Below are 22,550 nucleotides of genomic sequence, written 5' to 3' on the forward strand. Positions count from 1 at the left end.
TTGCGAGGACCCCGAATGAAGACCGCCGAGATCGCGCAGCGCTTCCTCGACTACTTCGAGAAGAACGGTCACACGATCGTCCCGTCCGCCTCCCTGGTGACCGACGACCCGGCACTGCTGTTCACCGTCGCCGGCATGGTGCCGTTCATCCCGTATCTCTCGGGCGACGTCCCCGCGCCGTACCGGCGCGCCGCCGACAACCAGAAGTGCATCCGCACCAACGACATCGAAGAGGTCGGCAAGACCCCTCGCCACGGCACGTTCTTCCAGATGCTCGGCAACTGGTCCTTCGGCGACTACTTCAAGGAGGGGGCGATCCGCTTCGCGTGGGATCTCCTGACCTCTGCCGAGGCCGACGGCGGGCTCGCTTTCGATCCGAAGGATCTGTGGGTCACCGTCTACGAGGAAGACGACGAGGCACACGACCTCTGGCTTCAGCTCACTGATCTTCCCGAGGAGCGGATCCAGCGCCTCGGAAAGGACACCAACTACTGGAGCACCGGGCTTCCCGGTCCGGCCGGCCCGTGCTCGGAGATCTTCTTCGACCGCGGCCCCGAGTACGGGATCGACGGCGGCCCCGCCACCGACGACGACCGCTACGTCGAGATCTGGAACCTCGTGTTCATGCAGTACGAGATCACCAACGTGCAGTCGAAGTACGACTTCGACATCGTCGGGGAGCTCCCCGCCAAGAACATCGACACCGGCATGGGCCTCGAGCGCATCGCGTTCATCAAGCAGGGCGTCGACAACATGTACGAGACCGATCAGGTGCGCCCGGTGCTCGACCGCGCCGTCGCCCTGTCCGGTCGCACCTACGGGGCGGACCACGAGGACGACGTGCGCTTCCGCGTGGTCGCCGATCACGTGCGTTCGTCGCTGATGCTCATGTCCGACGGCGTCACGCCCTCCAACGACGGCCGCGGCTACATCCTGCGCCGCCTGATGCGCCGCGCGATCCGGTCGATGCGGCTCCTCGGAGTCGACGGACCGACGTTCGCCGACCTGTTCGCCGCTTCGCGCGATGCGATGAAGGACGCGTACCCCGAGGTCGATGCCGACTACGCCCGCCTCTCGCAGTACGCCCTCGCCGAAGAGGCGACGTTCTTGCGCACGCTCGCGGCGGGAGAGTCGATCCTCGAAGACTCGCTCGTGCAGACGAAGGCGGACGGCGGCAGCACCATCGCGGGTTCCGAGGCCTTCCTGCTGCACGACACGTACGGGTTCCCGATCGACCTCACGCTCGAGATCGCCGAGGAGGCCGGGCTCACCGTCGACCGCGCGGCGTTCGACACCCTCATGCAGGAGCAGCGTGCTCGCGCGAAGGCCGACGCCCGGTCGCGCAAGCGCCAGCTCGCCGACACGAGTGTCTACCGCGACTTCCGCGCGGTGGGCGAGACCGTGTTCACGGGGTACACCGACCTCGAGACCGAGTCCTCCGTGCTCGGGATCCTCGTGGACGGGCTCTCGGTCGACCGCGCCTCCGCCGGGCAGATCGCGGAGGTCGTCCTCGCCGAGACGGCGCTCTACGCCGAGTCGGGTGGTCAGGTCGCCGACAAGGGCATCATCGTCGGCCCGGGCTACGAGCTCGAGGTCATCGACGTCCAGAAGCCGGTCGCCGGACTGATCAGCCACACCGTCGAGGTGAGGACGGGAGAGGTCGGTGTCGGTCAGCCCGCGACGACCATCGTGGATGCCGCGAACCGCCGCGCCGCCCGTCAGGCGCACTCCGCGACCCACCTCGTGCACGCCGCCCTGCGCGACACGCTCGGCAAGACCGCGACGCAGGCGGGCTCGCTCAACCGGGCCGGTTACATGCGCTTCGACTTCACGTGGGGGCAGTCGCTGTCCGACGCGACGAAGAGCGAGATCGAGGAGATCGCCAACAACGCCGTGCGCGACAACCTCGAGGTCACCACCCGGGTGATGGCACTCGACGAGGCCAAGTCGCTCGGCGCCATGGCGCTGTTCGGCGAGAAGTACGGCGACACCGTGCGCATGGTCGACATCGGCGGCCCGTGGTCGCGCGAGCTGTGCGCGGGCACCCATGTGAGCACGAGCGCCGAGATCGGCCTCATCAACCTTGTGGGGGAGTCCTCGGTCGGCGCGTCCAACCGCCGCGTCGAGGCCCTCGTCGGCCTCGACGCCTTCCGTTCGCTCGCGGCGGAGCGCGCGATCGTGTCCCAGCTCACGTCGAGCCTCAAGACCCCGCGCGACCAGCTGCCCGCCCGGATCGCCGAACTGACCGCGAGCCTGAAGGCCGCTGAGAAGAAGATCGCCGCGTTCGAGACGAAGGCGCTCGGTGACCGGGTGCCGGCTCTCGCCGACGCGGCGAAGCGCGTGGGCGCGCAACTGGTGGTCGCCCAGTCGCTGGGGGCCGCAGGCTCGGCCGACGACGTGCGCGCGCTGGCCTTGCAGGTGCGCGAGCGCCTCGGAGCGCAGGCGGCCGTCGTCGCGCTCGGCGCCGAGGTGAACGGCCGTCCGGTCGTCATCGTCGCGACGAACGAGGCCGCCCGCGCCACGGGAGCCAAGGCCGGCGTGCTCGCCAAGGCCGCCGCAGCCGTGCTCGGCGGCGGCGGAGGCGGCCGCGACGACGTCGCGCAGGGTGGCGGAACGGATGCCGCAGCGCTGCCGTCCGCGCTGGCGGCGATCGAGGACGCTCTCGGCGCGTGAGCGAGTTCCGTCGGGGGGTGCGGCTCGGCATCGACGTCGGCCGCGCACGGGTCGGCGTCGCCCGCTGCGACCCGGACGGGCTGCTCGCCACGCCGGTGGAGACCGTCCCCCGCAACGAGGCCGCCGTCGCCCGCCTCGTCGCACTGGTCGAGGAGTACTCGGTCTTCGAGCTCCTGGTCGGGCTGCCGCTGAACCTCCGCGGCGAGGACACGGCGTCGACGGTCGATGCGCGGGAGTTCGCGGCGGCGCTGGCCGCGGCATCCGGTATCCCCGTCCGGCTGGTCGACGAGCGTCTGTCGACCGTCTCCGCACACGCGGCTTTGCGCGATTCGGGCAGATCACAGCGTTCTTCTCGTAGCATTGTTGACCAGGTCGCCGCGGTGGTGCTGCTCCAGCAAGCCCTCGATGTCGAGAAGAGCACTGGCCGACCACCCGGAACCCCCGTCCCCCAGGAGCCCGCCTGACATGCCCGATTCCCCGATGGATGACACGTCCGCAGCGCCGCTCTCGCGACGCGAGGCGCGCGAGGCGGCGGCACGGCAGGCGACCGGCGAGACGCCCGGCCTCGAGGTATCGCGCGGCCCCGATCCCGCTCTCGACGAATCCGGCCCCATCGCACAGCCGCAGGTTCCGGCGTCCCGCACGATCGATGCGGGGGCGGACGACGATGCCTGGCTCTTCGCGACCGGGCCCGCCGCCGCGCCGGCCTACAGCAGGACCCGTCCGACGCCGGAGAGCGGGGCCACGGAGGTGCTGCCCGACAGCGGCGCCCGTACCGCCACCCTGCAGGACCTGTTCACCGGGGCCACCTCGACCGACGAAGTCGGTGCGCCGCCGCCGCCGAAGGACAAGCGCAAGCGACGCAGGGGCGGATGGATCGCCCTCGGCATCGTGCTCCTCATCATCGGCGGTGTCGGCGTGGGCGTGGCCTATGTCTGGAACACCTACGAGGACAAGATCCGCGAGGTCATGGGCTGGGAGGAGCCGAAGGACTACGAAGCGGGCATGGCCAACGGCGAGGCGTATGTCACCATCGCCTCCGGCGACACGGGCGCGCCGATCTCGCAGAGCCTCTACGACGCCGGGGTGACGAAGACTCCCGACGCCTTCTACGACTACTTGATCGAGACGGGTGAGAACCCGCCGTTCGTACCGGGCGTGTTCAAGCTGCAGAAGCAGATGACGTCAGCGGCGGCGCTGGAAGCGCTCCTCGATCCCGCGAACAAGATGGAGAACACCGCGCAGCTGCGCGAGGGTCTCACCGTCGAGCAGTCCCTCCCGCTGCTGGCCGAAGCCACCGGCATCCCGCTCGAGGAGTTCCAGGCGGCGGTCGCCGACCCGTCCGTCTACGGTGTCGGCGCCGACTCGCTCGAAGGGTGGCTGTTCCCCGCGACGTACACGTTCGATCCGGACGTGACGGCGCAGGGAGTGATCCAGACGCTCGTGGACCGCACGGTCCAGTCGCTCGACGCGGCGGGCGTGCCCGAGGACCAGCGCCAGGAGATCCTGACCGTCGCGTCGATCATCCAGCGGGAGGCCCGCTTCGAGGCCGACATGCAGAAGGTCTCGCGCGTCATCCAGAACCGCCTCGACCCGGCCAACCAGGAGACATTCGGCCTCCTGCAGATGGACTCGACGGCGCAGTACGGATACGGCGAGATGCACGACGGTACGGCCAGCTCGTCCCAGGAGGCCCTCGAGGACGACAATCCCTGGAACACCTACGTGAACACGGGCCTGCCCGTCGGACCGATCTCGAACCCGGGCGACGTGGCGATCGATGCCGCCATGAACCCCGCCGACGGCCCGTGGCTGTACTTCGTGACGGTGAACCTCAACACGGGCGAGACGGTGTTCACGACGAATCTCGCCGACCACAATGCAGCGGTCGCGCAATGGCAGGAGTGGTGCTCGGCGAATCCGGACGCCGGGTGCTGATCCCCGCAGGCACACGGCTCGCCGTGTGGGGCGATCCGATTGCTCACAGCCGGTCGCCGCAGCTGCACGCGGCCGCCTACGCCGTGCTCGGGCTGGACTGGACCTACGAGCGGCGCCGCGTCGACGTCATCCGTTTCCCCGAGGCGCTCGCGTCACTCGACGCGAGCTGGCGCGGTCTGTCGCTCACCATGCCGCTCAAGGGCGTGGCCCACGCGGCCGCGCGTGCGCTCGACCGCCGTGCCGAGCTCACCGGCGCGGTGAACACCCTGGTTCTGGGCGCCGACGGACCGCGGGGCTTTAACACCGACGTCGGCGGGATCGTCCGCGCGCTGGCTGAGGAGGGCGTCGTCGACCCACCACGGGCCCGCATCGTCGGGGCGGGTGCGACGGCGACGTCGGCTCTCGTCGCGCTGTCGGAGCTGGGCGTGTCCGAGGTCGACGTCGTCGCACGGCGGCCCGAGGCGGTGGAGCCGTTGACGGCGCTCGGCGCGGCACTGGGGATCGCTGTCAGCGCGACGTCGTTCGATGCCGGCACGTTCCGTGCCGTTGCGGTCACGATCGCGACCCTGCCGGGCGATGCGCGCATCCCGGATGCCGTGGCCGCCGCCCTCGCGGCGGACGGCGGGTTCCTGCTCGACGTCGTGTACGGGCACGGGCCGACGACCCTGTCCGCGGCGTGGGATCACGCGGGCGGTCGGAGCACGTCGGGGCTCGGGATGCTGCTGCACCAGGCCGTGCTGCAGGTGCGTGCATTCACGACCGGCGGTGTCGCGGACGCGCTGCCCGACGAGCCGGCGGTGCTCGCGGCCATGCGTCGTGCGCTGGAGTCCGACGCCTGACGTAACCCCCGGCCCGCGCATGGGAGACTAGACCAATGCTCCGCGTGCTCACGGCCGGCGAATCGCACGGCCCCGAACTCGTCGCCGTCATGGAAGGGCTGCCTGCGGGCGTCCCGGTCTCGCGCGCCGCCATCCAGGCCGATCTCGAGCGCCGCAAGCTCGGGTACGGGCGCGGCTCGCGCATGAAGTTCGAAGAGGACGAGCTCACCATCTCCGCCGGCGTGCGCCACGGCCTCACCCTCGGAAGCCCGATCGCCCTGCGCATCGGCAACACGGAGTGGCCCAAGTGGACCGAGGTGATGAGCCCGGAGCCGGTCGAGCTGACCGAGAAATCCCGTGGTCGCGGCGCAGCCCTCACCCGCCCGCGCCCCGGCCACGCGGATCTCGTCGGCATGCAGAAGTACGACTTCGACGAAGCCCGCCCGATCCTCGAGCGCGCCAGCGCGCGCGAGACGGCGGCGCGCGTCGCGCTCGGTGCGATCTCGCGTTCGTTCCTGGCCGAGCTCGGCATCCGACTGGTCAGTCACACTCTTTCAATCGGCCCGGTCCGTGTGCCGGAGGATGCTGCGCTGCCCACGCCCGACGACGTCGACGCGCTGGACGCCGATCCGCTGCGGTGCTTCGACGCCGCCACGAGCGCGCGCATGGTGGCCGAAGTCGACGACGCGCGCAAGGACGGCGACACCCTCGGCGGCATCGTCGAGGTGCTCGCGTTCGGCCTCCCGCCGGGGCTGGGCTCGCACGTGCACTGGGATCGCCGCCTCGACGGCAAGCTGGCACAGGCGCTCATGAGCATTCAGGCGATCAAGGGCGTGGAAGTGGGCGACGGGTTCCTCACGACGACGCGCCGCGGCTCCGCGGCGCACGACGAGCTGCATGCCACCGGCGACGGCATCACGCGCTCCAGCGATCGGGCGGGAGGCACCGAGGGCGGCATGTCCACCGGCACGGTGCTCCGCGTCCGCGCGGGGATGAAGCCCATCGCCACCGTCCCGAAGGCGCTGCGCACGATCGACGTCGCAACCGGCGACACCGCCTCCGCGCATCACCAGCGGTCCGATGTGTGCGCCGTCCCCGCGGCAGGCGTCGTCGCCGAGGCGATGGTCGCGATCGTGCTCGCCGAGGTGGTGCTCGAGAAGTTCGGCGGCGACAGCGTCGCCGAGACGCGCCGCAACCTCGACGGCTACCTCGCGGCGATCCCGGCGGCGCTGCGCACGGCATCCGAGAGCGACGCCGCGCTGGCCGAGCATGACCTCGGACTCTAAAGCGATCGTCATGATCGGCCCGATGGGGGCCGGCAAGACGAGCGTCGGCAAACGCGTCGCGCGAGCGCTCGAGGTGCCGTTCTTCGACACCGACGCGGCGATCTCGCGGGAGCACGGCCCCATCGATCAGCTTTTCGCCGACCACGGGGAGACGTACTTCCGCGCGCTCGAGCGCGCAGCGGTGACCGAAGGGCTGGCGACCGGAGGCGTCGTCTCGCTCGGCGGCGGCGCGGTGCTCGACGCCGCCACGCAGGCCGACCTCGCACGCCACCGTGTGGTGCTGCTGACGGTCGCGCCGCGCGTCGTCGCGATCCGCGTACGGGGCACCAGTCGGCCGCTGCTCCAGGGCGACGACGACGCGCTCGCCCGCTGGACGACGATCTTCGAGCAGCGCCGACCGACCTACGAGCGCCTGGCGGACATCTCGTTCGACACCTCCAACGGTCCGCTGCAGAACGTGGTGGACCGCATCGTCGCCTGGACGCGCGGCGATGACGACCAGGGAGAGGCATGACCGACACGACGACGATCACGGTGAGCGGCGACGCGAGCTACCCGATCACGGTGGGGCGCGGCATCCTGGCCCGCCTCGGCGAAGCGCTGCCGGCCGGCGCGCGCAAGGTGCTCGTGATCCACCCGCCCACCCTCGCCGAGCAGGCCGAGCGCCTGCGGGAGGCGCTGACGGGCGACCGGGAGGTGCTGCTCGCCGAGATCCCCGACGCCGAGGCCGGCAAGCGCATCGAAGTCGCGGCGTTCTGCTGGCAGGTCATGGGCAAGGCCGACTTCACGCGCACGGACGCCGTCGTGGGCTTCGGCGGCGGGGCTGTCACGGATCTCGCCGGATTCGTCGCGGCGACGTGGCTGCGCGGCGTCGCCGTCGTGCAGGTGCCGACGACCGTCCTCGGCATGGTGGACGCCGCCGTGGGCGGGAAGACGGGCGTCAACACCGCGGAGGGGAAGAACCTCGTCGGGGCGTTCTGGACGCCGACCGCCGTGCTGTGCGACCTCGACCTGCTCGACTCGCTCTCGCGCAACGAACGCGTCGCCGGATACGCCGAGGTCGTGAAGGCGGGGTTCATCTGGGCGCCCGAGATCCTCGAACTGGTCGAGGCCGACCCCGAGACGGCGACGGACCCACGCAGCGACGCCTTCCGCCGCACGATCGAGCTCGCGATCGACATGAAGGCGCGCGTCGTCGGCGAGGACCTTCGCGAGGCGGGCCTGCGCGAGATCCTCAACTACGGCCACACGCTCGGTCACGCGATCGAACACGCCGAGCGCTACCGCTGGCGCCATGGCGCGGCCGTCTCGGTCGGCATGGTCTTCGCGGCCGAGCTGTCCCGGCTCGCCGGACGACTGCCGGATGCCGCCGCCCAGCGCCACCGCGACATCCTGAACCTCCTCGGGCTGCCGACCACCTATCGCGCCGGAGCGTGGCCGCAGCTGCTCGCGACGATGCAGCGCGACAAGAAGAGCCGCGGCGGCATGCTGCGCTTCATCGTCCTCGACGACATCGCCAAGCCCACCGTGCTGCAGGCACCGGACGAATCGCTGCTGTTCGCGGCGTACCAGGAGGTCGCGGGCTAGCGCCGGCGAAATCACCCACCGCGAGCGACGAGCGCTCGGGCAGGATGAGAGCGAAGGTCCGGCTGCGGACCGGATCCCATCTGAGGAGGCCGCTATGAGCTTGGCGCCGACCACGACGGACGGCGGCGTGACGCCGCGTCAGCTTCTGATCCTCGCGATCCCGGCGATCGTGCTCGGCGCATTCGCCGCCCTGCTGCTGTGGAGCCTCGAACAGTTGGCCGATCTGCTGAGCGGCGTGCTGTGGACGACCCTCCCCGGCGCCCTCGGCGTCGACCCCGACGGCTGGTGGATCATCCTGATCCTGACCCTCACCGGGCTGGCCGTCGGCCTCGGCCTGCGCTTCCTGCCCGGACACGGCGGCCCGGACTCGGCGACGACCGAGCTCATCTCGCCCCCGCTCAAGCTCCGGGTCCTCCCGGGGCTCGCCGTCGTCACCGTGTTCAGCCTCGCCGGCGGCGTCAGCCTCGGCCCCGAGAACCCGATCATCGCGATCAACATCGCGATCATCGTCGCACTGTTCGCACGTCTGCTCCCGAAGGTGCCGGCCCAGATGGCGGTCCTGATCGGCGGGGCGGCGACCGTCGGCGCACTGTTCGGCACGCCCGTCGCCGCGGCACTCCTGTTCACCGGCATCGTCGCCGCGGTCAAGGGCGGGGGGTCGCTGTGGGACAAGCTGTTCCTCCCGGTGGCGGCGGCCGGCGCGGGTGCCGTGACGATGCATCTGCTGGGCGCCCCGCCGCTCGCCTTCGATCTTCCCGCGTACGGCAGCCCGCAGGCCATCGACCTGCTCTGGGGGATCGTCGTGGCGTGCGCGGCCACGGGGCTCAGCCTCATCGCGCTCTTCCTCTTCCCGGTCTTCTGGCGCGCCCTGCACGCTCTCAGGAGTCCGATCCTCATCCCGCTCGTGGGCGGATTCATCCTCGGCATCCTGGGTTTCATCGGCGGGCCGATCACGATGTTCAAGGGCCTCACTCAGATCGGCGAGCTGCTGCAGGACCCCGGCGCCTACGACGCGTCCCAGCTCGCGGTGATCGCGGGCATCAAGATCCTCGCGCTCCTCGTGGCGGCGAGTGCCCTCTTCCGCGGTGGGCGCATCTTCCCCGCGACGTTCATCGGCGTGGCGCTCGGGATGCTCGGCCACGTGCTGATCCCCGGTCTCCCGCTCGGACTCGCGGTCGCCTGCGGCATCGTCGGCGTCATCGTGGTGGTCGCGCGCGACGGCTGGCTCGCCATCTTCCTCGGCGTCGCCATTCCCAACGACATCACGCTGCTGCCGATGCTGTGCATCATCGTGCTGCCCGCGTGGCTGCTCGTGTCACGCATGCCCGCGTTCCAGATCATCCCGCCGGCCATCGAGCCCGAACCGGCTGAGGCGCGCTGATAGCGTGGCGGCGTGACCGTTCCCCGCCGCCTGCTCCTCGTCAACGGCCCGAACCTGAACCTGCTCGGTGCACGCGAGCCCGAGATCTACGGCACGGCGACGCTGGCCGACGTGGAGGATCTCGCACGTGCCGCCGCCGCGGCGCGGGGATTCGAGATCCGCGCCGTGCAGAGCAACCACGAGGGCGTCCTCCTCGACGCGATCCATGCGGCCCGCGAGGACTGCGCCGGAATCGTGATCAACCCCGGCGGCCTGAGCCACACGTCGGTGGTGCTCCGCGATGCGCTGTCGGGTGTCGCACTCCCGGTCGCCGAGGTGCACATCTCGGACGTGCGCGCGCGGGAGCCCTTCCGCCATCACTCCTACGTCGCCGACGTCGCGCTCGTGCACGTGACCGGCGAGGGCGTGGCCGGCTACGCCACCGCGGTGGATCGGCTGATCGCCGCGATCACCGGCCAGTCGGACGGCTGAGCGCCACCTGCTTCGGGGCCGCGGCGCGGCATCCCGTAGAATGCACTGTCGGGCCCCGATCGGCCCATCTCCCTCACGAAACGGAATCTCCTTCCCCATGGCATCGACCGCAGACATCAAGAACGGCGTCGTCCTCAACATCGACGGGCAGCTCTGGAGCGTCGTGGAGTTCCAGCACGTCAAGCCGGGCAAGGGCGGTGCCTTCGTCCGCACCAAGCTCAAGAACATCCTGTCGGGCAAGGTCGTCGACAAGACCTTCAACGCCGGGGCGAAGATCGAGACCGAGAACGTCGACCGCCGCGACTTCACGTACCTGTACAACGACGGCGACGGCTACGTCTTCATGGATGTCGCCGACTACGACCAGCTCACCGTCGGCGCCGCCACGGTCGGCGACGCGTCGAACTTCCTGCTCGAGAACCAGCAGGTGCAGATCGCGCTGAACAACGGCAACCCGCTGTACATCGAGCTCCCGGCATCCGTCGTCCTCGAGATCACGTACACCGAGCCCGGTCTGCAGGGCGATCGGTCGTCGGCCGGCACGAAGTCCGCGACCGTCGAGACGGGCTACGAGATCCAGGTCCCGCTGTTCCTCGAGACCGGCACCAAGGTCAAGGTCGACACGCGCACGGGCGACTACCTCGGCCGCGTCAACTGACCGTTGAGCGCTCGGAGCAAGGCGCGCAAGCGCGCCCTCGACATCCTCTTCCAGGCCGACGTGCGGGGGGAGGACCTTCCGGCGATGCTGGCCGTCGAGGCCAAGCGCGCGGCCAATGAGCCGGCGCGCGAGGCGTCGTGGCTCTACGCCCGCGAGATCGTCGACGGTGTCATCGACAATCGCGATGCGATCGACGAGCAGATCACGACGTTCGCGAAGGACTGGTCGCTCGCGCGCATGCCCGCCGTCGACCGCGCCGTGCTGCGCATCGGCGTCTGGGAGATCCTCTACAACGACGAGGTCCCCACCGCGGTGGCGATCGACGAGGCGGTCGAGCTCGCCAAGGAGTTCTCGACCGACGATTCCGGATCCTTCGTCCACGGCGTGCTCGCGCGGATCGCGCGCTCGTCCTGACGCTGTCCAGATGCACCGCGCCCCCGTGCGCGGTGCATCTGCTTTTCCACGGCCCGGTCGTCCTCGGCCGTGCCGAACCCCTCTCGTAGACTTGTCGAGGAAGGAGCGAGCATGCGCATCACGGGCCTCGGTCACGCCGGAATGTTCATCGAGACGGCGGGGGGAAGCATTCTCTGCGACCCCGTCATCGGACCGACGTTCTTCGGGTCATGGTTCCCGTTCCCCGACAACCGTGCTCTCGACTGGGCCACCTACGGCAACGCCGACTTCCTCTACGTCTCGCACCGCCACCGCGATCACTTCGACCCGGCGCTCATGAACCGCCATGTGCCGAAGGACATCAAGGTCCTGCTGCCGGACTATCCGACCGACGAGCTCGAGCAGGATCTTCGGAGGCTCGGCTACGAGAACATCATCTACACGCAGGCCGGGGTCCCGCTCGAGTTCGGCGACCTGAAGCTCATGGTGACGCCGCTGCGCGCCCCGAGCGACGGGCCGATCGGAGACTCCTCGCTCAGTGTCGACGACGGCACTGCCAGCATCCTCAACCAGAACGACTCCCACCCGCTCGATCTCGAGAAGCTCCTCGGCTTCTCGAAGCCCGAGGCGTACTTCACTCAGGTCTCGGGGGCGATCTGGTGGCCCATGGTCTACGACCTGCCCCAGGATGCCAAGCAGAACTTCGCGAAGCTCAAGCGCGACGCCCAGAACAAGCGCGCGATGTACTACATCGAGAAGGTCGACGCCCCGCACGTCTTCCCGATGGCAGGCCCGCCGATGTTCCTGCGCGAGGAGCTGTTCAAGTACAACGGCTACGGACTCGACGGCGACGCGATCTTCACCGATCAGCGGCAGTTCCTGGCGCACATGGCAGAGCTGCGTCCTGAGCAGAAGGGCTACGAGTTCGTCCCCGGCACCGTCGTGGAGCTCAGCGGGGGAGAGATCTCGGTCACGCAGACCCTGTACACGGATGCCGAGATCGACCGCATCTTCGATGACAAGTGGTCGTATCTCGCCGAACAGCGCGACACGCGCCAGGACGAGATCGCAGCGGAAGAGGCATCCCGCGCGCCCGTCCTCCCGCCCGCCGAGATGCTGGCGGCGATCCAGGAGTGGTGGGAGCCCCTGCTGCGACGCGCGCGCACGATCCGCAACGGCGTCGGCGGAGCCGTGCGGTTCCGCATCGGCGAACTCGACATGGTCGTGGACTTCCCCAAGGCCAAGGTCCGCGAGTACGCGGGCGAGGAGTGCATCTACTGGTACACGATCCCCGCGGACCTCGTCTCTACCAACATCGCCGATCACGAGATCGACTGGTCGAACTCGATCTTCCTCTCGATGCAGTTCGAGGTCGGACGCAGCGGCAAGTTCAACGAGTTCCTGACGACCTTCCTCAAATGCCTCTCGCGCGATCGGATCGAGTACGTCGAGAACTGGTACTCCGAGCAGACCGACCAGACGGAGGACGCGCAGCTCGGCGACTGGATGGTGCAACGGCGCTGCCCGCACCTGCGTGCGGACCTCACCAAGACCGGCAAGATCGAGGACGGCGTGCTCACCTGCTCGCTGCACGACTGGAAGTGGGACCTCGCCAGCGGCAAGTGCCTCACCAGCCAGGGCCATCCGATCCGCGCGAACCTGGTCGAAGCGGACGCGCCCGCCGCCTGACGCGGCTCACTCAGCGCCCCTCGGCGCGAGCGAGGTGCGGATCTGCGTCATCCGAGCCGACGACGCCGCCATTGCGCTGATAGGATCGCGGAGAACCACAGCAACCTTTAACCCCGTCCCGTGAGGCGGAGAAGGGAGCGGCGGATGAGCACGCGAACCGTGCTGCACGAGGCCGACATCGCCCGAGCCCTGACTCGGATCTCCCACGAGATCCTCGAGTCCAACAAGGGCCCTCAGGACCTGGTCCTCCTCGGCATCCCCACTCGAGGCGTCACGCTGGCGCACCGCATCGCCGCGCTCGTCGAGGAGTTCGGCGGCGCGCCGGTCCCCGTCGGCGCGCTCGACGTGACGATGTACCGCGACGACCTGCACCGCAATCCCACGCGTGCGCCGCAGCCGACGCAGATCCCGGCGGGCGGCATCGACGGCCGGGTCGTCGTCCTCGTCGATGACGTCCTCTTCTCGGGTCGCAGCATCCGTGCCGCCCTCGACGCGCTGCAGGACATCGGGCGCCCGACGGCCGTTCGGCTGGCGACCCTCGTGGACCGCGGGCATCGCGAGCTGCCGATCAGGCCGGACTTCGTGGGCAAGAACCTGCCGAGCTCGCGTGACGAGCGCGTGAACGTGCGCCTCGCCGAGACCGACGGGCGCGAGGAGGTGACGATCGAGTCATGAGGCACCTGCTCGATACGAAGCACCTCTCCCGCGAGGACGCGCTGCGCATCCTCGACGTCGCCGAGGACATGGCCGACACGCAGCAGCGCGAGGTCAAGAAACTGCCCACGCTGCGCGGCAAGACCGTCGTCAACCTCTTCTTCGAGGACTCCACGCGCACGCGCATCTCATTCGAGGCTGCGGCCAAGCGACTCTCCGCCGACGTCATCAACTTCTCGGCGAAGGGCTCGAGCGTCTCGAAGGGCGAGTCCCTCCAGGACACCGCGCAGACCCTGCAGGCGATGGGCGCGGATGCCGTCGTCATCCGCCACGGGGCCTCCGGCGCTCCGCGCACCCTCGCCACGAGCGGGTGGATCACCGCCGGCGTCGTCAACGCGGGGGACGGGACGCACGAGCACCCCACCCAGGCGCTCCTGGACGCCTTCACCATCCGCAAGCGCCGCCACGGCGCCGACAGCCGCGGACGCGATCTCGCGGGTGTGAAGGTCACGATCGTCGGCGACATCCTGCACTCGCGCGTCGCGCGGTCCAACGTGTGGCTCCTCGCCACCCTCGGCGCGGACGTCACCCTGGTCGCGCCGCCCACCCTGGTGCCGCAGGATGTCTCGGCCTGGCCGGCTCGCGTCGTCTACGACCTCGACGAGGCCATCGCCGGCGGTCCTGACGCCCTCATGATGCTGCGGATCCAGCTGGAGCGCATGAATGCGGCGTATTTCCCCACTGAACGGGAGTATTCCCGGCGGTGGGGCCTCGACGCGCGACGTCTGCGCGCGCTCGGTGCGGATAGCATTGTCATGCACCCCGGTCCCATGAACCGGGGCCTCGAGATCTCCGCAGAGGCCGCGGACTCGCCTCGCTCGACCGTCCTCGAGCAGGTGGCGAACGGCGTCTCGGTGCGCATGGCCGCGCTCTACCTGCTCCTGGCGGGCGCGGAGCACAGCGAAGACACCCGAGAGAAGGAGACCACCCGATGACCGAGGCCCTTCTCTTCCGCGGAGCGCTGATCGAAGGCTCCGGCTCCTCCGACATCCTCGTCGAGGACGGGATCATCTCCGAGGTCGGCTCCGGCCTGAGCCGCGCGGGGGCGACGGTGGTCGACGCGGCCGGGCTCGTCGCCCTTCCCGGTCTGGTCGACCTGCACACGCACCTCCGTGAGCCCGGGTACGAGGCATCCGAGACCATTCTCAGCGGATCGCGGGCGGCTGCGGCCGGCGGCTACACCGCCGTCTTCGCGATGCCGAACACCTCGCCTGTCGCCGACACCGCCGGCGTCGTCGAGCAGGAGCTCGCCTTGGGGGAGGCTGCCGGCTTCGTCACCGTGCAGCCGATCGGGGCGGTCACCGTCGGGCAGAAGGGCGAGCGCCTCGCCGAGCTCGGCGCGATGGCGGACTCGCGCGCCCGCGTGCGCGTCTTCAGCGACGACGGATTCTGCGTATGGGACCCGCTGATCATGCGCCGCGCGCTCGAATACGTGAAGGCGTTCGACGGCGTCATCGCGCAGCATGCGCAGGACCCGCGCCTCACCGAGGGCGCGCAGATGAACGAGGGGGCCGTCTCGGCCGAACTCGGCCTCGCCGGATGGCCCGCGGTCGCCGAGGAGTCGATCATCGCGCGCGACGTGCTGCTCGCCGAGCACGTCGGATCCCGCCTGCACGTCTGCCATCTGTCGACGGCGGGATCGGTCGAGATCATCCGGTGGGCGAAGCGTCGCGGAGTGAACGTCACCGCCGAGGTCACCCCGCACCATCTGCTGCTCACCGACGAGCTCGTGCGCGACTACGACGCCCGATACAAGGTGAATCCGCCGCTGCGTCGCGAAGAGGACGTGCTCGCCGTGCGCGAGGGACTCGCCGACGGCACCATCGACATCGTCGCGACCGACCACGCGCCGCATCCCACCGAGGCCAAGGCGTGCGAGTGGCACGCCGCCGCCAACGGGATGGTCGGCCTGGAGAGTGCGCTGCGCGTCGTGCAGCAGGCGATGGTCGACACCGGCCTGCTCACCTGGGCCGACGTCGCCCGCGTCATGTCGCGCGAACCCGCACGCATCGGGCGTCTCGCCGACCACGGCACTCCGCTGACGGCCGGGCACCCGGCGTCGCTGACCTTCTACGACCCGTCACCGGTGCGCGCCTTCACGACCGGCGACCTCCGCGGACGCAGCGTGAACTCGCCCTATCTCGGCCGCGAGCTGCCCGGCGAGGTGCGCTGGACCCTCCATCACGGCACCACGACCGTCGCCGAGGGCGCGCTGCTGGACGCACCGGGGGCGCGCGCATGACGCGCGAGGGTGCGCTGATCGTCACGGTGATCGCCGCGCTGGCGCTCGTCGTGCTCGGCGTCTGGGCGTGGCGTCGACGCGCACGCCGCGACAGCGCCTTCGTCGCGCCCGTGGCCGAGGCGCCCGACGGTGCCGCCGTTCTCGCCGTGTTCGCGTCGCTGTACGTCGCGACCACTCGTCACGGCGAGCCGCTCGAGCGCTTGGCGGTGAAAGGCCTCGCCTTCCGTTCGCGCGCGGACGTCACGGTGACCGACGCCGGCGTCGCGATCGATCTGACCGGCCAGCCGCGCGTCTTCGTCGACGTCGCCCGCATCCTCGACGTGGCCCAATCCACGGTCGCGATCGATCGAGTGGTCGAACGCGACGGGCTCACGCGCCTGTCGTGGCGCACCGACGACGGCAGCGTCGTCGACTCCTACTTCCGCCCGCAGGATGCCTCGGCTCGCGCTCTCGCCGACGCGGTGAGCGGCATCCTCCTCCCCAGTCAGACGGGAACCGACGCATGACCTCCCTGTTCCAGACCGCTCCCGCCGTGCTCGTCCTCGAGGACGGCACACGCCACGTCGGCCGCGCCTACGGCGCCGAGGGCACGACGCTGGGCGAGGTGGTGTTCTCCACCGGCATGACCGGCTACCAGGAGACGCTGACCGACCCCTCCTACGCCGGCCAGATCGTGCTGCAGACCGCGCCGCACATCGGCAACACCGGCATGAACGGCGAGGACCCCGAGTCGCGCCGCATCTGGGTGTCGGGCTACATCGTGCGCGACCCCTCCCGCGTCGTGTCGAACTGGCGTGCCGACGAGTCGCTCGACGACGCGCTCGTGAACGACGGCGTCGTGGGCATCAGCGGGATCGACACGCGCGCGGTCACGCGGCACATCCGCTCGGCCGGCAGCATGCGCGGCGGAATCTTCTCGGGTGAAGCCGCAGCCGTCGACGCGGACGAGCAGCTGCGCCTGGTGCGCGAGGCCCCGCAGATGGCGGGTCAGAACCTGTCCGCGCAGGTCTCGGTCTCCGCCGCCGAGGTCACCGCGGCCACGGGGGAGCGGATCGGGAACCTCGCGGTGCTCGACCTCGGCGTCAAGCAGGCGACCGTCGACAATCTCGCCGCCCGAGGCTTCGAGGTCCACGTCCTCCCGCAGGACGTCACGATCGAGGAGATCCGCGCGATCGATCCGGTCGCCGTCTTCTACTCGAACGGCCCGGGTGATCCCGCCGCGTCGGGCGACCACGTCGATCTGCTCCGCAGTGTGCTCGACGACGGACTGCCGTTCTTCGGCATCTGCTTCGGCAACCAGCTACTCGGCCGCGCCCTCGGCCTTGGAACCTACAAGCTGCCCTTCGGCCACCGCGGGATCAATCAGCCGGTCCTCGACAAGGAGACCGGCCGAGTCGAGATCACGGCGCACAACCACGGCTTCGCGGTCGACGCGCCCATCGAGGGCGAGTTCGACAGTCCCCACGGCTACGGACGCATCGAGGTGAGCCACGTCGGTCTCAACGACCAGGTCGTCGAGGGTCTGCGTGCGCTCGACATCCCCGCCTTCTCGGTGCAGTACCACCCCGAGGCGGCCGCCGGCCCGCACGACGCCAACTACCTCTTCGATCGCTTCCGCGACCTCGTCGTCGCGACCCTGAAGGAAAAGAATGCCTAAGCGCGACGACATCAACTCGGTCCTCGTCATCGGCTCCGGGCCGATCGTCATCGGCCAGGCGTGCGAGTTCGACTACTCGGGCACCCAGGCCTGCCGGGTCCTGCGCGAGGAGGGCGTGCGCGTCATCCTGGTCAACTCGAACCCGGCCACGATCATGACCGACCCCGACTTCGCGGACGCGACCTACATCGAGCCGATCACGCCCGCGGTCATCGAGTCGATCATCGCGAAGGAGAAGCCAGACGCGATCCTGCCCACCCTGGGCGGGCAGACCGCCCTGAACGCCGCGATCGCGCTGCACCAGCTCGGCATCCTCGAGAAGTACGACGTCGAGCTGATCGGCGCCGATTTCGAGGCCATCAACAAGGGCGAGGACCGGCAGATCTTCAAGCAGCTCGTCCTCGACGCGGGGGCGGATGTCGCGGCATCCGTCATCTGCCACTCGATGGACGAGCTGATCGCCGGCGCCGCGCAGCTGGGCTACCCGCTCGTCGTGCGACCGTCGTTCACGATGGGAGGCCTCGGCTCGGGCTTCGCATACGACGAGACCGACCTCCGCCGCATCGGCGGCGCCGGACTGCACGACTCGCCCACGAACGAGGTGCTCCTCGAGGAGTCGATCCTCGGGTGGAAGGAGTACGAGCTCGAGCTCATGCGCGACACCGCCGACAACACGGTCGTCGTCTGCTCGATCGAGAACGTCGATCCCGTCGGCGTGCACACCGGCGACTCGATCACGGTCGCCCCCGCGCTGACACTCACCGACCGCGAGTACCAGAAGCTCCGCGACATCGGCATCGACATCATCCGCGCCGTGGGCGTGGACACGGGCGGCTGCAACATCCAGTTCGCGGTCGACCCCGCGACGGGCCGCATCATCGTCATCGAGATGAACCCGCGCGTCTCGCGCTCGTCGGCCCTCGCCTCCAAGGCCACCGGCTTCCCGATCGCCAAGATCGCCGCGAAGCTCGCGATCGGCTACCGCCTCGACGAGATCCCGAACGACATCACGAAGGTGACGCCGGCCAGCTTCGAGCCGACCCTGGACTACGTCGTCGTCAAGGTTCCGCGCTTCAACTTCGAGAAGTTCCCGGCCGCCGACACGACCCTCACGACGACCATGAAGTCGGTCGGCGAGGCCATGGCGATCGGACGCAACTACGCGACGGCGCTGCAGAAGGCGCTGCGCTCGCTCGAGAAGCGCGGCTCCAGCTTCCACTGGGGCGCCGAGGAGCGCTCGGCGGCGGAGCTGCTCGAGATCGCGAAGAAGCCGACCGACGGTCGCATCGTGGTGCTGCAGCAGGCCCTGCGCCGGGGGGCCTCGGTCGAGGATGCCTTCGAGGCCACCAAGATCGACCCGTGGTTCCTGGACCAGATCGTGCTCATCAACGAGGTCGCCGAGTTCGTGGCGAAGGCGGAGGAGCTGGATGCCGCGACCCTGCGCATCGCGAAGGAGCACGGCTTCAGCGACGCCCAGATCGCGCAGCTGCGGGGTATCTCGGAGACGGAGGCGCGCGGCATCCGTCACGCACTGGGCCTGCGGCCCGTCTACAAGACGGTGGACACGTGCGCGGGGGAGTTCCCGGCCCTCACTCCGTACCACTACTCGAGCTACGACCTCGAGACCGAGGTGACGCCGTCCGAGCGGACGAAGGTGGTCATCATCGGGTCGGGTCCGAACCGGATCGGCCAGGGCGTCGAGTTCGACTACTCGTGCGTGCACGCGTCGTTCGCACTGGCGGCCGTCGGCTACGAGACGGTCATGGTCAACTGCAATCCCGAGACGGTCTCGACCGACTACGACACGTCCGACCGCCTGTACTTCGAGCCGCTGACGCTCGAGGACGTGCTCGAGGTGCTCCACGCCGAGGCTCAGTCGGGCGAGATCCTCGGCGTCATCTGCCAACTGGGGGGCCAGACCCCCCTCGGGCTCGCGAAGGGCATCGAGGAGGCCGGCTACCCGATCCTCGGCACGCAGCCCGCGGCGATCGACCTCGCCGAGGAGCGCGAGCTCTTCTCGCGCCTCCTCGACGAGGCCGGACTCGTGGCGCCGCGCAGCGGCACCGCGATCGACGCCGACGGCGCGGTCGCGGTGGCCGAGGAGATCGGCTATCCGGTGCTCGTGCGCCCGAGTTTCGTCCTCGGCGGGCGCGGCATGGAGATCGTCTACTCCACGGAGGCCCTGTACGACTATTTCGTGCGGATCGCCGACCAGGCCATCATCGGACCCGGCATGCCGCTGCTGGTCGACCGCTTCCTCGACGATGCGATCGAGATCGACGTCGACGCGCTGTTCGACGGCGACGAGCTGTACATCGGCGGGGTCATGGAGCACCTCGAGGAGGCGGGCATCCACTCCGGCGATTCGTCGTGCACGCTGCCGCCGGTGAGCCTCGGGCGCACCGACATCGACCGCGTCCGCGTGGCGACGCACGCCATCGCCCAGGGGGTCGGCGTGCGTGGACTGCTCAACGTGCAGTTCGCCATCTCGGCGGGTGTGCTCTACGTGATCGAGGCGAATCCCCGTGCGAGCCGCACGGTGCCGTTCGTGTCGAAGGCGCTGGGCATCCCGCTCGCGAAGGCGGCGTCGCGCGTGATGGCCGGCTCGAGCATCGCCGAACTCAAGGCCGAGGGGATGCTGCCCGTGCAGGACGGCTCGCGTGTGCCTCTGGACGCGCCGGTCGCCGTCAAGGAGGCCGTGCTGCCGTTCAAGCGCTTCCGCACCGCCGACGGCCAGACCGTGGACTCGGTGCTCGGCCCGGAGATGCGCTCGACCGGCGAGGTCATGGGCATCGACCGCGACTTCCCGACGGCGTTCGCCAAGTCGCAGGAAGCGGCCTACGGCGGCATGCCGCTCGAGGGCACCGTCTTCATCTCGGTGGCCGACAGCGACAAGCGCGCGGTGATCCTTCCCGCGCATCGCCTGCAGGAGCTCGGATTCGACCTCGTCGCGACGGAGGGCACGGCCGAGATCCTCGCCCGCAACGGCATCGCCGTGCGCGTGGTGAACAAGTACTCCGAGACCCAGGAGTCGGGAGCGACCAACATCGTCGACCTGATCAACGCGGGCGAGATCGACATCGTCGTGAACACGCCCTCGGGCGGGAGTGCCCGTGCGGACGGCTACGAGATCCGTGCGGCGGCCGTCGCCGGTGACAAGGCGCTGTTCACGACCATGGCCGTTCTCGGCGCCGCGGTGAGCGCGCTTCCCGTGCTGCGAGAGGGATTCGCTGTGAAGAGCCTGCAGGAATACGCGGCAGATCGGGCGGTGCGCGCGTGAGCTCCTTCGGCGAACGGGTCGCGACGGCCCTGGCGACTCACGGCCCGCTGTGCGTCGGAATCGACCCGCACGTGACGCTCCTGGAGGAGTGGGGGATGGATGCCTCCGCCCGCGCCGCGAGGGAGTTCGGCCTGCGCGTGGTCGAGGCGGCGGCGGGACGCGTCGGCGTCGTCAAGCCGCAGGTCGCGTTCTTCGAACGCTACGGCTCGGCCGGCTTCGCGGCGCTCGAGGATGTGCTCGCCGCCGCGCGCGACGCCGGTCTCGTGGTGATCGCCGACGCGAAGCGCGGCGACATCGGCACGACGATGGACGGGTACGCCGCCGCGTGGCTCGAAGTCGGCTCGCCGCTCGAGGCCGATGCGGTCACGCTGAGCCCGTACCTCGGCCCCGACTCGCTGCGGGCGACCCTCACGACGGCGATCCGCCATGGCAAGGGCGCGTTCGTGCTCGCCGCGACCAGCAATCCCGAGGCCTTCGCGCTCCAGAGCGCCCAGGTCGTGGATGTCGCCGCGAGCGACGGCCAGACCGTCGCGGAGCGCGTCGCCCGGGACATCGCGTGGGTCAATGGCTCGGCCGCGTTCGGTGGCGGCCTCGGGCCGGTCGGCCTGGTCGTCGGAGCGACGGTCGATCGCGCCGCGATCGGCCTGACCGACGAGGCACTCCGCGGTGCGCCCATCCTCGCTCCCGGCTTCGGTGCGCAGGGTGCCGAACCGGCGCAGCTCGACGCGCTCTTCGGCGCGCTGGCCGCGAACGTCATCGCGAGCGAGAGCCGCAGCATCCTCTCGGCCGGCCCTGCCGCGCTGGCGCGGCGCATCGAGGAGCGTGCCGCGCTGTACGGAGGCCCCCGTGGCTGAGTCGCGCACCCCGCCCGAGGTCGACCGGGTCGCCGCATCCCGCCGGGCCGTCGCCGCGCGCCGCGAGAGGGCGGCGCTCAAGAAGGACGTGTCGATGCGGGTCATCACCCCGCAGGAGCTGCTGCGGCGCGCCCTGGCCGAGCCCGCGTCGCCCGCCGGCGCCATGCGCGTGACGGAGTTCCTCACGAGCATCCCGGCGATCGGCGAAGGCAAGCGCGACCGCATCCTGAAGGATCTCGAGATCTCGCCGGTGAAGCGACTCGGCGGCCTGGGCTCGCGCCAGCGAACGCAGCTGCGCCGGTTCCTCGACGGGCGCTGGCCCGAGATCGAGCCGCGCGGCGGACGCAGTCGGCTCGTCGTGCTCGCCGGCCCCACCGCCGTCGGGAAGGGCACCGTCGCCGCGCACATCAAGGAGCATCACCCCGAGATCCACCTCTCGGTCTCCGCGACGACGCGCGCGCCGCGCCCCGGTGAAGTCGACGGCGAGCACTACTTCTTCGTCGACGACGCGGAGTTCGACCGGATGGTCGAGGCGGGGGAGCTGCTCGAGCACGCCACCGTCCACAACGCCTACCGTTACGGCACGCCCCGGGCGCCGATCGAGCGCGTGCTCGCCGACGGCCGGACGGCACTCCTCGAGATCGATCTTCAGGGCGCGCGTCAGGTGCGCACGGCGGATCCCTCGGCGACGCTGGTGTTCCTGCTGCCGCCGAGCTGGGACGAGCTCGTCCACCGTCTGGTCGGTCGCGGCACGGAGGGCGCCGAGGAGCGGACCCGGCGCCTGCGCACGGCCAAGACCGAACTCGCCTCGCAGGGCGAGTTCGACTATCGCGTCGTGAACGACGACGTGGTGCGCGCCGCCGACGAGGTCGCCCGGCTTGCGCGCTGAATCGCGCCCACTGACGTAGA

Annotated in this window: 20 protein-coding genes; all 20 read left to right on the top strand. The window is 70.1% G+C overall.

Translation table 11 applies throughout. The features are described from left to right. Nucleotides 1-15: 15 nt before the first annotated feature. The 20 genes from alaS (at nucleotide 16) to gmk (ending at nucleotide 22,530) form a co-directional block, all read left to right on the top strand. A complete protein-coding gene (gene alaS / locus ASD93_RS05760; RefSeq protein WP_056119991.1) occupies nucleotides 16-2,673 on the top strand; it encodes an alanine--tRNA ligase in 2,658 nt (885 codons plus the stop codon). Beyond that, the gene (gene ruvX / locus ASD93_RS05765; protein WP_056119995.1) at nucleotides 2,670-3,137 is read left to right on the top strand and encodes a Holliday junction resolvase RuvX; all 468 of its coding nucleotides are present in this window, start codon (nucleotides 2,670-2,672) and stop codon (nucleotides 3,135-3,137) included. The genes alaS and ruvX overlap by 4 nt, the downstream gene beginning before the upstream one ends. A gap of 1 nt (nucleotide 3,138) precedes the next feature. Next, a complete protein-coding gene (gene mltG / locus ASD93_RS05770) occupies nucleotides 3,139-4,611 on the top strand; it encodes an endolytic transglycosylase MltG (RefSeq protein ID WP_056119998.1) in 1,473 nt (490 codons plus the stop codon). Further along, nucleotides 4,569-5,450 carry a shikimate dehydrogenase gene (locus ASD93_RS05775; RefSeq protein WP_056119999.1) on the top strand — a complete coding sequence of 294 codons (882 nt, stop codon included), beginning with the start codon at nucleotides 4,569-4,571 and terminating at the stop codon, nucleotides 5,448-5,450. Before mltG ends, ASD93_RS05775 begins: the two co-directional genes overlap by 43 nt. Before the next feature lie 35 nt (nucleotides 5,451-5,485). Further along, entirely contained in the window at nucleotides 5,486-6,715 is a 1,230-nt protein-coding gene (gene aroC / locus ASD93_RS05780; RefSeq protein ID WP_056120002.1) for a chorismate synthase, read from the top strand. Next, nucleotides 6,699-7,229 carry a shikimate kinase gene (locus tag ASD93_RS05785; protein ID WP_056120003.1) on the top strand — a complete coding sequence of 177 codons (531 nt, stop codon included), beginning with the start codon at nucleotides 6,699-6,701 and terminating at the stop codon, nucleotides 7,227-7,229. The genes aroC and ASD93_RS05785 overlap by 17 nt, the downstream gene beginning before the upstream one ends. Then, a complete protein-coding gene (gene aroB / locus ASD93_RS05790; protein WP_056120007.1) occupies nucleotides 7,226-8,302 on the top strand; it encodes a 3-dehydroquinate synthase in 1,077 nt (358 codons plus the stop codon). The genes ASD93_RS05785 and aroB overlap by 4 nt, the downstream gene beginning before the upstream one ends. A gap of 94 nt (nucleotides 8,303-8,396) precedes the next feature. Then, on the top strand, nucleotides 8,397-9,683 hold the full coding sequence (locus tag ASD93_RS05795) for an ion channel protein (protein ID WP_056120011.1): 1,287 nt from the start codon (nucleotides 8,397-8,399) through the stop codon (nucleotides 9,681-9,683). Between the two features lie 12 nt (nucleotides 9,684-9,695). After that, nucleotides 9,696-10,154, top strand: coding sequence for a type II 3-dehydroquinate dehydratase (locus ASD93_RS05800; RefSeq protein WP_056120015.1), 459 nt, complete (start codon nucleotides 9,696-9,698; stop codon nucleotides 10,152-10,154). A 97-nt stretch (nucleotides 10,155-10,251) separates the two neighbouring features. Continuing rightward, entirely contained in the window at nucleotides 10,252-10,812 is a 561-nt protein-coding gene (gene efp / locus ASD93_RS05805) for an elongation factor P (protein ID WP_056120017.1), read from the top strand. A 3-nt stretch (nucleotides 10,813-10,815) separates the two neighbouring features. After that, a complete protein-coding gene (gene nusB / locus ASD93_RS05810; protein WP_056120021.1) occupies nucleotides 10,816-11,226 on the top strand; it encodes a transcription antitermination factor NusB in 411 nt (136 codons plus the stop codon). A gap of 111 nt (nucleotides 11,227-11,337) precedes the next feature. After that, on the top strand, nucleotides 11,338-12,894 hold the full coding sequence (locus ASD93_RS05815) for a Rieske 2Fe-2S domain-containing protein (RefSeq protein WP_056120026.1): 1,557 nt from the start codon (nucleotides 11,338-11,340) through the stop codon (nucleotides 12,892-12,894). A 144-nt stretch (nucleotides 12,895-13,038) separates the two neighbouring features. Next, nucleotides 13,039-13,569, top strand: a complete 531-nt coding sequence (pyrR, locus tag ASD93_RS05820; protein WP_056120029.1) for a bifunctional pyr operon transcriptional regulator/uracil phosphoribosyltransferase PyrR — start codon at nucleotides 13,039-13,041, stop codon at nucleotides 13,567-13,569. Next, entirely contained in the window at nucleotides 13,566-14,543 is a 978-nt protein-coding gene (locus tag ASD93_RS05825) for an aspartate carbamoyltransferase catalytic subunit (protein WP_056120032.1), read from the top strand. The genes pyrR and ASD93_RS05825 overlap by 4 nt, the downstream gene beginning before the upstream one ends. Continuing rightward, nucleotides 14,540-15,850 (top strand): dihydroorotase, encoded by a 1,311-nt coding sequence (locus tag ASD93_RS05830; protein ID WP_056120034.1) that lies wholly within the window; start codon nucleotides 14,540-14,542, stop codon nucleotides 15,848-15,850. The genes ASD93_RS05825 and ASD93_RS05830 overlap by 4 nt, the downstream gene beginning before the upstream one ends. Further along, nucleotides 15,847-16,356: a hypothetical protein gene (locus ASD93_RS05835; protein WP_056120038.1), complete on the top strand. Its 510-nt coding sequence runs from the start codon at nucleotides 15,847-15,849 to the stop codon at nucleotides 16,354-16,356. Before ASD93_RS05830 ends, ASD93_RS05835 begins: the two co-directional genes overlap by 4 nt. Next, complete coding sequence (gene carA / locus ASD93_RS05840) at nucleotides 16,353-17,507, top strand: glutamine-hydrolyzing carbamoyl-phosphate synthase small subunit (RefSeq protein WP_056120041.1); 1,155 nt, start codon at nucleotides 16,353-16,355, stop codon at nucleotides 17,505-17,507. Before ASD93_RS05835 ends, carA begins: the two co-directional genes overlap by 4 nt. Then, nucleotides 17,500-20,787: a carbamoyl-phosphate synthase large subunit gene (gene carB / locus ASD93_RS05845; RefSeq protein ID WP_056120043.1), complete on the top strand. Its 3,288-nt coding sequence runs from the start codon at nucleotides 17,500-17,502 to the stop codon at nucleotides 20,785-20,787. The genes carA and carB overlap by 8 nt, the downstream gene beginning before the upstream one ends. Then, nucleotides 20,784-21,641, top strand: coding sequence for an orotidine-5'-phosphate decarboxylase (gene pyrF / locus ASD93_RS05850; RefSeq protein ID WP_056120046.1), 858 nt, complete (start codon nucleotides 20,784-20,786; stop codon nucleotides 21,639-21,641). Before carB ends, pyrF begins: the two co-directional genes overlap by 4 nt. Next, on the top strand, nucleotides 21,634-22,530 hold the full coding sequence (gene gmk / locus ASD93_RS05855) for a guanylate kinase (protein WP_056120050.1): 897 nt from the start codon (nucleotides 21,634-21,636) through the stop codon (nucleotides 22,528-22,530). The genes pyrF and gmk overlap by 8 nt, the downstream gene beginning before the upstream one ends. The last annotated feature ends 20 nt before the right edge of the window (nucleotides 22,531-22,550 follow it).

The organism is Microbacterium sp. Root180 (genome assembly GCF_001428485.1).
Lineage (GTDB): Bacteria > Actinomycetota > Actinomycetes > Actinomycetales > Microbacteriaceae > Microbacterium.